The sequence below is a fragment of the Halomonas sp. C10-5 genome, from assembly GCF_057169305.1.
On record NZ_CP175665.1, the window covers coordinates 3,090,364 to 3,102,529 of the forward strand.

13 protein-coding genes are annotated in these 12,166 nt (G+C 69.4%); 9 read left to right on the forward strand and 4 right to left on the reverse strand.

The annotated features are described in order from the left end of the window. Positions 1 to 10 precede the first annotated feature (10 nt). The 7 genes from ACJ7IV_RS14470 (at position 11) to ACJ7IV_RS14500 (ending at position 7,527) form a co-directional block, all read left to right on the forward strand. Positions 11 to 1,024, forward strand: a complete 1,014-nt coding sequence (locus ACJ7IV_RS14470; protein WP_483864976.1) for a RodZ domain-containing protein — start codon at positions 11 to 13, stop codon at positions 1,022 to 1,024. A gap of 10 nt (positions 1,025 to 1,034) precedes the next feature. Continuing rightward, positions 1,035 to 2,150 carry a flavodoxin-dependent (E)-4-hydroxy-3-methylbut-2-enyl-diphosphate synthase gene (ispG, locus tag ACJ7IV_RS14475; RefSeq protein ID WP_483864977.1) on the forward strand — a complete coding sequence of 372 codons (1,116 nt, stop codon included), beginning with the start codon at positions 1,035 to 1,037 and terminating at the stop codon, positions 2,148 to 2,150. A 28-nt stretch (positions 2,151 to 2,178) separates the two neighbouring features. Next, positions 2,179 to 3,492, forward strand: coding sequence for a histidine--tRNA ligase (gene hisS, locus ACJ7IV_RS14480; protein WP_483864978.1), 1,314 nt, complete (start codon positions 2,179 to 2,181; stop codon positions 3,490 to 3,492). Between the two features lie 32 nt (positions 3,493 to 3,524). Further along, positions 3,525 to 4,202, forward strand: coding sequence for a YfgM family protein (locus ACJ7IV_RS14485; protein ID WP_483864979.1), 678 nt, complete (start codon positions 3,525 to 3,527; stop codon positions 4,200 to 4,202). Further along, positions 4,199 to 5,347: an outer membrane protein assembly factor BamB gene (bamB, locus tag ACJ7IV_RS14490; RefSeq protein WP_483864980.1), complete on the forward strand. Its 1,149-nt coding sequence runs from the start codon at positions 4,199 to 4,201 to the stop codon at positions 5,345 to 5,347. Before ACJ7IV_RS14485 ends, bamB begins: the two co-directional genes overlap by 4 nt. Then, positions 5,344 to 6,747, forward strand: a complete 1,404-nt coding sequence (gene der, locus ACJ7IV_RS14495) for a ribosome biogenesis GTPase Der (RefSeq protein ID WP_161429926.1) — start codon at positions 5,344 to 5,346, stop codon at positions 6,745 to 6,747. The genes bamB and der overlap by 4 nt, the downstream gene beginning before the upstream one ends. A gap of 156 nt (positions 6,748 to 6,903) precedes the next feature. Further along, positions 6,904 to 7,527, forward strand: a complete 624-nt coding sequence (locus tag ACJ7IV_RS14500; RefSeq protein ID WP_483864981.1) for a hypothetical protein — start codon at positions 6,904 to 6,906, stop codon at positions 7,525 to 7,527. A 57-nt stretch (positions 7,528 to 7,584) separates the two neighbouring features. Here ACJ7IV_RS14500 and ACJ7IV_RS14505 read toward each other — a convergent pair whose 3' ends face one another. Further along, positions 7,585 to 8,451, reverse strand: coding sequence for an ATP-binding protein (locus tag ACJ7IV_RS14505; RefSeq protein WP_483864982.1), 867 nt, complete (start codon positions 8,449 to 8,451; stop codon positions 7,585 to 7,587). 277 nt (positions 8,452 to 8,728) lie between these two features. Here ACJ7IV_RS14505 and ACJ7IV_RS14510 point away from each other — a divergent pair, with 277 nt between their 5' ends. Both ACJ7IV_RS14510 and ACJ7IV_RS14515 read left to right on the forward strand, forming a co-directional pair. Beyond that, positions 8,729 to 9,532, forward strand: coding sequence for a M48 family metallopeptidase (locus ACJ7IV_RS14510; protein WP_483864983.1), 804 nt, complete (start codon positions 8,729 to 8,731; stop codon positions 9,530 to 9,532). A 1-nt stretch (position 9,533) separates the two neighbouring features. Beyond that, a complete protein-coding gene (locus tag ACJ7IV_RS14515) occupies positions 9,534 to 9,791 on the forward strand; it encodes a hypothetical protein (RefSeq protein WP_483864984.1) in 258 nt (85 codons plus the stop codon). Positions 9,792 to 9,806: 15 nt separating this feature from the next. Here ACJ7IV_RS14515 and aroE read toward each other — a convergent pair whose 3' ends face one another. Genes aroE through tsaC form a run of 3 tightly spaced genes read right to left on the reverse strand, consistent with a single transcriptional unit; the run spans position 9,807 to position 12,145 of the window. Continuing rightward, positions 9,807 to 10,619 carry a shikimate dehydrogenase gene (gene aroE / locus ACJ7IV_RS14520; protein ID WP_483864985.1) on the reverse strand — a complete coding sequence of 271 codons (813 nt, stop codon included), beginning with the start codon at positions 10,617 to 10,619 and terminating at the stop codon, positions 9,807 to 9,809. Next, positions 10,616 to 11,551 carry an oxygen-dependent coproporphyrinogen oxidase gene (gene hemF / locus ACJ7IV_RS14525; RefSeq protein WP_483864986.1) on the reverse strand — a complete coding sequence of 312 codons (936 nt, stop codon included), beginning with the start codon at positions 11,549 to 11,551 and terminating at the stop codon, positions 10,616 to 10,618. Before hemF ends, aroE begins: the two co-directional genes overlap by 4 nt. 36 nt (positions 11,552 to 11,587) lie before the next feature. Beyond that, positions 11,588 to 12,145, reverse strand: a complete 558-nt coding sequence (gene tsaC / locus ACJ7IV_RS14530) for an L-threonylcarbamoyladenylate synthase type 1 TsaC (protein WP_483864987.1) — start codon at positions 12,143 to 12,145, stop codon at positions 11,588 to 11,590. Positions 12,146 to 12,166: the final 21 nt, after the last annotated feature.

A 12,166-nucleotide genomic window follows, 5' to 3' on the forward strand; every position in this document is an offset into this window, starting at 1 on the left:
ATGCGCCGCCATGAGCGACACCCACGAACCGGACCTGCACGCTGACGCCACGGCCTCGCCCGGCGAGCAGCTGAGGCTTGAACGCGAGAATCAGGGCCTCTCCGTCTCCGAGGTGGCCGGCGCGCTCAACCTGCGGCCGGCGGTGGTCCGCGGCCTGGAGGAGGACAGCTACGAGGAGGTGCCGATCGCCACCTACCGGCGTGGCTACCTGCGCGCCTATGCGCACCTGCTGGGCATCGACGACACTCCGGTGCTGGAGGCCTATCGCGCCCGCTTCGGCAGCCAGGATGCCGCCCAGCGCAAGGTCACCCCGGTGCAGGTCAGCAAGCCCCCCTCACGCCTGGGAGCCTGGCTGTTCCGCCTGGTCTCCCTGCTGGTGCTGGCCGGCCTGATCGGCCTGACCCTGATGTGGTGGCAAAGCCGCGGCGGCGGCGAGCCACCCAGCATCGGCGAGAGCGATCCGGTCTCCGTCGACCGCCTGGATGGCTCCGCCAGCGTGACCGAGCCCGACACCTCGGCCGACGGCACCGGGCCGGATAGCCTGCCGCCGCTGCCCGAGGAGGTGGCCGAGACAGAGTCCACCGCCCAGGCACCCGGCGAGCAGACCGACGACGCCCTCGCCGACGACGCGTCGGTGGACGCCGAGCTCGCCGCGAGCATCGACGCATCGGACACCGTCCGCGAGGAGCAGGATAGCGAGGCCGCAGCCGACGAGGAGCAGCAGCAGACCGCGGCGGAAGCCGAGCAGGTCGACACTGCCGCCGCCGAGCCGCAGGGCGAGGCCGGACGCCTCGCCTTCACCTTCAACGAACAGTCATGGACCGAGGTCTTCGACGCCAATAACCAGCGCGTCTTCGTCGGCCTGCAGGAACCCGGCACCACGGCCAGCGTCGAAGGCGAGCCGCCCTTCCGCCTGACCGTGGGCAACGCCACCGGCGTCGAGCTGGTCTGGCAAGGCGAGCCCGTGGACCTCCCGGCGCGCGCCGGGGCCAACAACGTCGCCCGCTTCACCCTGGGAGAATGATTCCACCATCATGCACGCACAATCCCCTATCGTCCGTCGCAAGTCGCGCCAGATCCACGTCGGCAGGGTAGCCGTCGGGGGCGATGCCCCGATCTCGGTGCAGAGCATGACCAACACCAACACCCTCGACGTGGCCGCCACCGTGGCGCAGATCCGCCAGCTGGAGACCGCTGGTGCCGATATCGTGCGCGTCTCTGTCCCCGACATGGAGGCGGCCGAGGCCTTCGGCCGCATCAAGCGCCAGGTCGAGGTGCCGCTGGTCGCCGATATCCACTTCGACTACAAGATCGCCCTGCGCGTCGCCGAGCTCGGCGTCGACTGCCTGCGCATCAACCCCGGCAATATCGGCAAGGAAGAGCGCGTGCGCGCGGTGGTCTCCGCCGCCCGTGACAACGGCATCCCGATCCGCATCGGCGTCAACGCCGGCTCGCTGGAGAAGGACCTACAGAAGAAGTACGGCGAGCCCACCCCGGCGGCCCTGGTGGAGTCGGCCATGCGCCATATCGACCACCTCGACCGCCTCGACTTCCCCGACTTCAAGGTCAGCGTCAAGGCCTCCGACGTGTTCATGGCGGTGGCCGCCTATCGCGACCTGGCCACGCGCATCGAGCAGCCGCTGCACCTCGGCATCACCGAGGCGGGCGGGCTTCGCTCGGGCACCGTCAAGTCCTCCATCGGCCTGGGCATGCTGCTGATGGACGGCATCGGCGACACCATCCGCGTGTCGCTCGCCGCCGACCCGGTAGAGGAGATCAAGGTCGGCTTCGACATGCTCAAGAGCCTGCGCCTGCGCTCCAAGGGCATCAACTTCATCGCCTGCCCCAGCTGCTCGCGCCAGAACTTCGACGTCATCGGCACCATGAACGCCTTGGAGGAACGTCTCGAGGACGTCATGACCCCGCTCGATGTCTCGGTGATCGGCTGCGTGGTCAACGGTCCCGGCGAAGCCAAGGAGACCGATGTCGGCCTCACCGGCGGTTCACCGGCCAACCTCGTCTATATCGACGGCAAGCCGGCCTCCAAGCTGCGCAACGACCACCTGGTCGATGACCTCGAGCGGCTGATCCGCGACAAGGTGCGCGAGAAGGAGCAGGCCGAACAGGACGTGATCGCCCGCGACGCCTGAGTCGCCGGCACCCATCAAGGAGCCACCGTTGAGCAAGTCCCAAGCAAGTCACAAGGCACCCAGCAAGAAGAAGATCCAGGCCATTCGCGGCATGAACGACCTGCTGCCGGAGCAGTCGCCGCTGTGGCAGTACTTCGAGGGCAAGGTCCGCGACCTGATGGCCCGTTACGGCTACGCCGAGATCCGCACGCCCATCGTCGAGCAGACCGCGCTGTTCGCGCGTTCCATCGGCGAGGTCACCGATATCGTCGAGAAGGAGATGTATACCTTCGAGGATCGCAACGGTGACAGCCTCACCCTGCGCCCCGAGGGCACGGCGAGCTGCGTGCGCGCCGCCATGGAGCACGGCCTGCTGCACAACCAGACCCAACGTCTGTGGTACCAGGGTCCGATGTTCCGCCACGAGCGCCCCCAGAAGGGGCGCTATCGCCAGTTCCACCAGGTGGGCGTGGAGAGCTTCGGCCTCGAGGGTCCGGATATCGACGCCGAGGTGATCCTGCTCTCGGCCCGCCTGTGGCGCGAGCTGGGCCTGATGGAGCACGTCACCCTGGAGCTCAACTCCCTGGGCTCCTCCGAGGCTCGTGCTGCCTATCGCGACACCCTGGTGGCCTACTTCGAGCAGCATCTCGATGTGCTCGACGAGGACTCGCGCCGGCGGCTGACCAGCAACCCGCTGCGCATCCTCGACTCCAAGAACCCGGAGATGGCCGAGATGCTGGCCGGCGCCCCGCGGCTCCTCGACCATCTGGACGCTGACTCCCGGGAGCACTTCGAGGCGCTGTGCGCGCTGCTCGACGCTGCCGGCATCGACTACGTGATCAACCCGCGGCTGGTGCGCGGCCTGGACTACTACGGCCGCACCGTCTTCGAGTGGACCACCACTGCCCTGGGCAGCCAGGGCACGGTATGCGCCGGCGGCCGCTACGACGGCCTGGTGGAGCAGCTGGGCGGCAAGCCGACCCCGGCGGTGGGCTTCGCCATGGGCATCGAGCGCCTGGTGCTGCTGCTCGAGACCCTGGAGCTAATCCCCGACGCCGCCCGCGGCGAGCTCGACCTCTATGTGCTGCCCATGGATGACACCGCTGCCGGTACCGCCCTGCAGCTGGTCGAACGCCTGCGTGGCGAACTGCCCGAGCTGCGTGCCCAGTTGCACTGCGGCGGCGGCAGCTTCAAGAGTCGCATCAAGAAGGCCGACCGCAGCGGCGCCCGCCTGGCCTTGCTGCTCGGCGAGGACGAACTCGCACACGGCACCGCGACCCTGAAGTTCCTGCGCGAGGAGCGTGAGCAGCGCAGCCTGGCGCGGGACGCCCTGGTCGACGAGCTGCGCGAACTGCTGGCCTGAAGGCCCACACGAGACATACAAGGAGACCGCCCGTGGCGGAGCTGAGAACCGAGGAAGAACAGGTCGAGGCGCTCAAGCGCTGGTGGAAGGAGAACGGCCTCTCGCTGATCGCCGGCGTGGTCATCGCCGGGGCCGGCGTGCTTGGCTGGAACGCCTGGCAGGGCTACCAGGAGAACCAGGCCACCGCCGCCTCGATGCGCTACCAGCAGCTGGTCAACCTGACCGCCGGCAACGCCCTCGACGAGGCCCAACTGCCCGAGGCCCGCGCCCTGGTGGAGGAGATCGTCGAGGAGCACGGCAAGACCCTCTATGCCGATCTGGCACGCCTGGTGGATGCCCGCCTGGCGGTCGCTCAGGGCGATCTCGCGGGGGCCAGCGAGCGGCTGCAGGCCCTGGCGGATGCCGACTCTCGCGGCTATGTGGGCGGCCTGGCGCGCCTGCGCCTCGGACGCCTGCTGGTTGCCGACGGCGACGCGGAGGCGGCTCTCGACGCCCTGGAGAGCGGCGTCCCCGAGGCGCTGGCCGCCCAGCGCGCCGAGGTGCGCGGCGATGCGCTGCATGCCCTGGGCCGCGAGGCCGATGCCGCCGCGGCCTGGCGCGAGGCGCTGGATCTCGCCGAGACCAACGACCAGCCGCTCTACGGCGTGCAACTCAAGCTCGACAACCTGGGCCTGGCAGCGGGTCCCGACAACCAGGGGCTGGACTCATGAAACCGACCTTCCTGATCGCCACCCTCGCGGGCCTGACCCTGCTGGCGGGCTGCGCCGGCAACAAGGTGGAACCGCAGTATCCGCCCACCGAGCTCAGCGACTTCGCGGCGAGCGCAGAGCTCTCCAGCGCCTGGCGCGAGGGCGCTGGTGACGGCCTGGGGCGCGCCGCCTACCCCATCGCCCCGGCCCGCGACGGCGATGCCCTGTTCGCCGCCGACTATCGCGGCGAGCTGTTCGCCTTCGACGCCGATGACGGCGACACCCGCTGGGAAGTCGACCTCGAGGTACCAGTCTCCAGCGCGCTGACCGCAGTGGCCGGGGACCTCTACCTGGGCACCCGCAACGGCGAGGTGCTGGCGGTGAGCCAGCGCGATGGCAGCGTGCGCTGGCGCGCCCGCGTGCCCAGCGAGGTACTGGCCGCCCCGCAACCCAACCAGCAGCTGCTGATCGTGCAGAGCGTCGACGGCACCATCACCGCCCTGGACCGCAGCAGCGGCGACGAGCGCTGGAGCTACCAGGCCAGCCTGCCTTCGCTGACCCTGCGCGGCACCGGTACCCCCACCACCATCGACCCGCTGACCTTTGCCGGCTTCGCCAACGGCCGCCTGGTGGCCCTGGACAACCGCAGCGGCCAGCCACTGTGGGAGCGACGCATCGCCGTGGCCCAGGGGCGCAGCGACATCGAGCGCCTGGTCGACCTCGCCGCCCAGCCGGTACTGACTCCCGATGGCCGCCTCTTCGTGACCAGCTACAACGGCCGCCTGGTGGCCCTGGAAGCGTCCCGCGGCGAGCCGCTGTGGGCCCGCGACCTCTCCAGCTACCATACGCCCATCGTGGTGGGTGACTTCCTGTTCGTGGTGGAGGAGTCGGGGCGCATCCTGGCCCTGGCCGCCGACAACGGTGAGGAGGTGTGGCGCAACACCGATCTGGAGGGCCGCCAGCCTACCTCACCGGCCTTCGCCGACGGCAAGCTGGTGTTCGGCGATTACGAAGGCTACCTGCATCTGATCGACGCGCGCAGCGGCGATATGGTCGGTCGTGAGCGAATCGACGGCTCCGGGATCGGCGTGCGCCCGGTCACCGAAGGCAACCGCATTCATGTGCTGGCCAATGACGGCACCCTCGAGACCCTGGATATCCGATGACACCCGTGATCGCCCTGGTCGGCCGGCCCAATGTGGGCAAGTCGACCCTGTTCAACCGCCTGACTCGCACCCGCGACGCTCTGGTGGCCGACTTCCCGGGCCTGACCCGGGACCGCAAGTACGGCAATGGCATGCTCGGCGGCAAGGCCTACACGGTCATCGACACCGGCGGCATCAGCGGTGACGAGGATGGTATCGATGCCGCCATGGCCGAGCAGTCGCTGGCCGCCATCGACGAGGCCGACATCGTGCTGTTCCTGGTCGACGCCCGGGCCGGTCTCAACGTCGCCGACCAGGCCATCGCCAACCACCTGCGGGTCAACCAGAAGAAGACCTGGCTCGTCGTCAACAAGACCGATGGCCTCGACGAGGACAGCGCCACCGCCGAGTTCTGGGAGCTGGGCCTGGGCGAGCCGCGGCCCATCGCCGCCGCCCATGGCCGCAACGTCACCACGCTGATCGACGAAGTGCTCGCCCCCTTCCCGGAGCGCGACGAGAGCATCCCGGCGGATACCGGCACCAAGGGCATCCGCATCGGCGTCATCGGCCGCCCCAACGTGGGCAAGTCGACCCTGGTCAATCGCCTGCTCGGCGAGGAGCGCGTGGTGGTCTTCGACGAGGCGGGCACCACCCGCGATGCCATCGAGATCCCCTTCGAGCGCCGCGGCAAGCCCTATGTGCTGGTGGATACCGCCGGCGTAAGGCGCCGCAAGAATGTTCACGAGATCGCCGAGAAGTTCTCGATCATCAAGACCCTGGAAGCGATCAAGGAGTGCCATGTCGCGATCATGGTGCTCGACGCCCGCTCCGGGCTGGTGGAGCAGGACCTGCACCTGCTCGACTACGTGCTGACCACCGGCCGCGCGCTGGTGCTGGCCGTAAACAAGTGGGATGGCCTGGAGAGCGAAGCCAAGGAGAAGATGCGTGCCGAGATCAAGCGCCGCCTGGGCTTCGCCGACTACGCCGACCTGCACTTCATCTCGGCGCTGCACGGCACCGGCGTGGGCGACCTCTATCCATCGCTGGAGCGCGCCTTCGCCTCGGCCAACGCCCACTGGTCCACCAATCGCCTGACCAGCATCCTGCAGGACGCGGTGGAATCCCACCAGCCACCCCTGGTTCGTGGTCGCCGCATCAAGCTGCGCATGGCCCACCAGGGCGGCAGCAACCCGCCGATCATCGTGGTCCACGGCAATCAGACCGGCTCCCTGCCCGAGGCCTATCGCCGCTACCTGACCAACACCTTCCGCAAGGTGCTCAAGGTGCGTGGCACGCCGATGCGCTTCGAGTTCCGCTCCGGCAGCAACCCCTTCGATCCCATGGCCAACGCCAGCGATCGAGAGAAGGCCAAGAAACGCGAACTGGGTCGCACCAAGGAGGCGCGCAAGAGCCGCCGCTGATCCTGCTGCACCTGGCACGGCCCACAGCGCCCGACCCGCCCCTGACCACAGCAGGAGTGAGTCGGGTGCTGTCGCTTTTTCGCCACTTCCACGCCGGGCAGGGAAGGCGCATCATCGGCGTCGATGCATAGCCGATTCGCCAAGGAGGCGTCCTGGATGTTCCCACTTCCCGTTGCTGTCCGGCGCTGGCGCCTGCTGGCGCCGCTCTGCCTCTCCCTGCTGCTCGCCGGCTGCCTGGCGCTGCCCCAGACGGGGCTGTTCGCCTTCCGCCTGGCGGTGACCTCGCTGGGCGTGGAGGAGGTCCGCATCGGCCCCTACAGCGTGGATGCCCGCCTCGACACCAGCGATATCATGTCCCTGGCGATGTCCAGCCTGGGTGCCGGCAGCCTGCCGGTGCAGGCGACCCTGGCCATGGGCCTGGGCCTGCCCAGCGGCATGCCGCCGGTGGAGATGGCCGGCTTTCGCTGGTCACTGGAGATACCGGGCGTGGACCCGGTCAGCGGCGACTACGCCCAGGACGTGACCCTGACCTCGGCCGACGACGCCAAACTGCGCCTGCCGGTGGCCTTCGACCTGCTGGGCGGCGGCCGCGAGCAGCTGGGCCCCATGGTGGAGCTGGCCAGCCAGCTGGCAAGCCAGGGCGAACTGCCCGCCGGCAGCGAGCTTGCCATCACCCCCGGCGACCTGCGCGGCCTGGGCATGACCCTGCCCGCCAGCCTGCTCACCCCCACCATCCGCCTGGGCGTAGGCGAGGACGGCAGCCTGATTCCGCGGGGGTAGTGCTGATAACAGGTCGAAGCGGGGCTGTTCCGGCGCCCCTGGTCTCGGGGCGCGTCACTACTTCCCGTGCAGGCGCCGGCGGCCCACCCACTGGGTGGCGAACTGCCAGGCGCCACGGCCGCTGCGCCCGCCGCGCAGGGTGGCGAAGCGGATCGCCTCGGCGCGGGCCTCGGCGTTCCAGTCCTCGCGGCGCCCCAGTTGGGTGACCCAGTGGCAGCACGCCTCCAGGTAGACGTCCTGGTTGAAGGGGTGGAAACCCAGCCACAGCCCGAAACGGTCGGAGAGCGAGATCTTCTCCTCCACGGCATCGCCGTGATGGAGTTCATCACCCACCAGCCGCGAGCCCTCGTTGTCGTTCATCGACTCCGGCAGCAAGTGGCGGCGGTTGGAGGTGGCGTAGAGCAGCACGTTGGCCGGCGGGCCGGTCAGGGCGCCGTCGAGCACGCTCTTCAGCGCCTTGTAGGCATCGTCGTGGCCCTCGAAGGAGAGGTCGTCGCAGTAGACGACGAAGCGCTGACCGTGGTGGCGCAGCTGTTCTACCAGCATCGGCAGGCTGGCGAGGTCGTGGCGATCCACCTGCACCAGGCGCAGCCCCTCACCGGCCAGGCTGTTGAGCAGGGCACGGATCAGCGACGACTTGCCGCTGCCCCGGGAGCCCCACAGCAGGGCGTGATTGGCAGGCAGGCCCTGCAGGAAGGCCCGGGTGTTGTCGACCAGCGCCAGCTTCTGGCGCTCGATGCCCAGCAGGTCATCCAGGCTCAGGGCGTCGCGCGGCGGCACCGGCAGCAGGCGCCCACCCAGGGCGTGGCGCTGCCACAGGGCGGCCACGTCCCGCGACCAGTCCACCTCCACCGGGGCCGGGGGCAGCCAGTGCTCGACGTGATCCAGCAGATGCAGCAGGCGACGCGTCAGCTCGGGATCCATGTTCCTCTCCTTCTCCATGTCGATGGCGGCGCACTCACCGCATGAGGCGCCGGGGACAGGTCGAAGAGGGGGTCCTACGCCAGGGATGGCGTCGGTAGCGCCCAGGGAGTGGTTCACAGCACCCCCTCGAAGGCCTGTCGCCGGGTAAGCCTCATGCCATGGGCACACCGTGTCAGTGGTTGACCTTGCAGGCGTTCAGGGTATCTTGTGGCGAACCCGGACGCCCGTCCAGCGTCTTACGTTGGCTGGATGCCACACCCCACCAAGGAGACCCGCCATGCGCTGGATCAAACCTTTCGCCATCGGTGCCCTCAGCCTCGCCCTGGCCGCCTGTACCACCTCGCCCACCGGCCGCCAGCAGCTGACCCTGGTGTCGGACGCCCAGCTCGACCAGATGGGCGCCCAGGCCTTCGAGCAGTATCAGCAGGAGCGCCCCACCGTGGGCGGCGCCACCCACCGCTATGTGCAGTGTGTGGCCAGTGCGCTGGTAAGCGCCCTGCCGCCCCAGCAACGTGAGTCGCAGAACTGGCAGATCCGCGTCTTCGAGGCCGAGGATGCCAACGCCTTCGCCCTGCCCGGGGGCTACATGGGGGTCAACACCGGCCTGCTGAAGGTGGCCAGGAACCAGGATCAACTGGCCGCGGTGATCGGCCACGAGATCACCCATGTGCTGGCCCGCCATGCCAACGAGCGGGTCTCCACCCAGACCGCCACCCAGCTGGGACTCTCGGTGCTCTCCTCGGCAGCGGGCCTGGAGGGCGCGGGCGGCCAGCAGATCATGGGCGCCCTGGGCATGGGCGCCCAGTACGGCATCCTGATGCCCTTCTCGCGGCGCCACGAGAGCGAGGCCGATGAACTGGGCCTCTACCTGATGGCCGACGCCGGCTTCGACCCCCGCGCCAGCCTGGCGCTGTGGGAGAACATGAGCGCCCAGGGCGGGGCCCGTCCGCCGGCCTGGCTTTCCAGCCACCCCAGCCACGGCCAGCGCACCCAGGACCTGCAGGCGCGCATGAACGAGGCCCTGGGCCGCTACGAGCGTGCTCGCCAGGCCGGCCGCACCCCCGACTGCCCGGGGCCGTAAGATGCTGAGACTGGGACTGCTGCTGCTGATCGCCCCCATGCTGGTGCTGATGGGGGTCTACTTCTGGGAGTACTCGAGCGTGCGCGAGTGCACGCTCTCCGGTGGCCACTGGGACTATCTGGAGGGAATCTGCCGCGATACGCCACAGCCCTTCGTCTCCTGGCTGCAGCGCTACCCCTGGCTGGTCAACGGCGGGATGCTGCTGTCGCTGGTCGGGTTGGTGCTGTGCATGGTGGGGCTCTATACCAAACGGCGCTGAAGGGCGCCGCCGAGATCACAGCACCTGGCGGAGCGCCTCCAGCACCGGGGCCGTCTCGGGTCGCCTGCCCCGCCACTGGAAGAATGACTCCGCCGCCTGCTCCACCAGCATGCCGAGGCCGTCCACGGTGCGCGCGCCACGCTCGGCGGCCCAGCGCAGGAAGACGGTGGGCGCGGCGCCGTACATCATGTCGTGGGCAGTGCCCCCCGGGGCGAAGAGGTCATCGGGCAGCGGCGGCAGGTCACCGGCGAGACTGGCGCTGGTACCGTTGATCACCAGGTCGAAGGGACCGGCCACGGCGTCGAAGCCGCCGCCGGCAATCTCACCCAGGTCGCTGAAGTCGGCGGCGAGCCGCGCGGCCTTCTCGGCGGTGCGGTTGGCCACGAACAGGCTTCCCGGCCCCGCGGCCAGCAGCGGCTCCAGCACCCCGCGCACCGCGCCTCCGGCGCCCAGTACCAGGATTCGTGCTCCGGACAGCGTCACGCCGTGGCGCTCGAGGTCGCGCACCAGACCGATGCCATCGGTGGTATCGCCATATGTCAGGCCGTTCCTGCCCAGGACCAGGGTGTTGACCGCCCCGGCGCGGCGGGCGCGCTCACTGAGCGTGTCACAGAGCCGGAAGGCCTCCTGCTTGAAGGGTACGGTGACGTTGGCGCCGCGTCCGCCCTCGGCCGTAAAGCGCCGCCAGGCGCCGGTGAAGTCATCCAGCGGCGCCTCGATGGCGGTGTACTCGATGCTCTCGCCCGTCTGCTCGGCGAAGGCCGCATGGATCAGTGGCGACTTCGAGTGGGCCACCGGATGGCCGAAGACACAGTAGCGATCGATCATGCTTCGTTCTCCTCTCGTGCCTCGCCAAGCCAGTCCCGGGGGTGCAGGTAGTGTGCGTAGAGCTCCGCCTCCGGGCTCCCCTCCTCGGGCTCCCAGGCATACTCCCAGCGCACCAGCGGCGGCATCGACATCAGGATCGACTCGGTGCGCCCGCCACTCTGCAGCCCGAACAGGGTGCCGCGGTCCCAGACCAGGTTGAACTCCACGTAACGCCCGCGTCGATAGAGCTGGAAGTCGCGCTCACGCTCGCTCCAGGGGGTGTCGACGCGGCGACTCACGATGGGCAGGTAGGCCTCGAGGAAGGCGTCACCCACGGCGCGCTGGAAGGCGAAGCTGCGCTCGAAGCCCCAGTCGTTGAGATCGTCGAAGAAGAGCCCGCCCACGCCCCGGGTCTCGTCACGATGCTTCAGATAGAAGTAGTCGTCACACCACGCCTTGAAGCGCGGGTAGACCTCCTCGCCGAAGGGCGCACAGGCCTCCCTGGCCACCCGGTGCCAGTGCACCACATCCTCGAGTACCGGGTAGAAGGGTGTCAGGTCGAAGCCGCCCCCGAACCACCACACCGGCGCCTCGCCGGGCTTCTCGGCGATGAAGAAGCGCACGTTGCCGTGGCTCGTCGGCACATGGGGGTTCTCCGGGTGCAGCACCCAGGAGACCCCCACCGCGTGGAAGCTGCGTCCGGCGAGCTCGGGGCGAGCCGCGGTCGCCGAAGGCGGCAGGCGTTCGCCATACACATGGGAGAAGTTAACCCCGCCCTTCTCGAACACGCGCCCGTTCTCGATCACCCGCGAGCGGCCGCCGCCGCCCGCCGGGCGCTGCCAGGCATCCTCGCGGAATCCGGCGCCGCCATCCGCGGCGGCCAGGGCGGCACACAGGCGCTCCTGGAGGTCGAGCAGGTAGGTCTTGACGTCATCGAGTCGCGGGTGGGCCAACGTAGCCTCCGGATGGGGTGAAGTGACGGAAAAGGGTCAGTCGCGCAGCACCCGGCCACTGACCAGGTCGCGAATGGTGCTGGGCCGCTCGAGGCCGCCGAGCTCACCCTCGACGATGGCATCGAGCCCATCGCCGAAGATGCTGCGCACCTCCTCGGCGCTCCTGGCCGGCGGCTCGCTGGCCACGTTCGCCGAGGTGGAGACGATGGGGCCGCCGAAGGCCTCGCACAGCGTGGCCACCAGCGGATGGGCGCTGACCCGCAGGGCCACCCGGTCATGCTCGCCATGCACCAGGGCATGGCTGCGGCCGTTGTCGGGCACCAGCCAGGTATTGGGCCCCGGCCAGCTGGCCCCCAGCGGCTCCTGCAGCTCGAGGGGCAGCCCCTCGAGCCAGGCGGCGAACTGCTCGGTGCGCCCCGCCACCAGGATCACCCCCTTGGCGGGATCGCGATGCTTGAGGTGCAGCAGTTTCGCAAGTGCCGCGTCGTTGTCGGGGTCGCAGCCCAGGCCCCAGACCGCCTCGGTGGGATAGGCGATCACGCCGCCCCGGCGCAGGGCGGCGACGGCATGGTCGATCTGGCTGGCCTGGCTCATTGGATAGCTCTCCTGGCTCGG

Bases quoted from the DNA above. Each gene is read 5' to 3' on its own strand.
- ACJ7IV_RS14470 (WP_483864976.1), top strand. From the start codon at position 11: ATGAGCGACACCCACGAACCGGACCTGCACGCTGACGCCACGGCCTCG.
- ispG (WP_483864977.1), top strand. From the start codon at position 1,035: ATGCACGCACAATCCCCTATCGTCCGTCGCAAGTCGCGCCAGATCCAC.
- bamB (WP_483864980.1), top strand. From the start codon at position 4,199: ATGAAACCGACCTTCCTGATCGCCACCCTCGCGGGCCTGACCCTGCTG.
- der (WP_161429926.1), top strand. From the start codon at position 5,344: ATGACACCCGTGATCGCCCTGGTCGGCCGGCCCAATGTGGGCAAGTCG.
- ACJ7IV_RS14500 (WP_483864981.1), top strand. From the start codon at position 6,904: ATGTTCCCACTTCCCGTTGCTGTCCGGCGCTGGCGCCTGCTGGCGCCG.
- ACJ7IV_RS14505 (WP_483864982.1), bottom strand. From the start codon at position 8,451: ATGGATCCCGAGCTGACGCGTCGCCTGCTGCATCTGCTGGATCACGTC.
- ACJ7IV_RS14510 (WP_483864983.1), top strand. From the start codon at position 8,729: ATGCGCTGGATCAAACCTTTCGCCATCGGTGCCCTCAGCCTCGCCCTG.
- ACJ7IV_RS14515 (WP_483864984.1), top strand. From the start codon at position 9,534: ATGCTGAGACTGGGACTGCTGCTGCTGATCGCCCCCATGCTGGTGCTG.
- aroE (WP_483864985.1), bottom strand. From the start codon at position 10,619: ATGATCGATCGCTACTGTGTCTTCGGCCATCCGGTGGCCCACTCGAAG.
- tsaC (WP_483864987.1), bottom strand. From the start codon at position 12,145: ATGAGCCAGGCCAGCCAGATCGACCATGCCGTCGCCGCCCTGCGCCGG.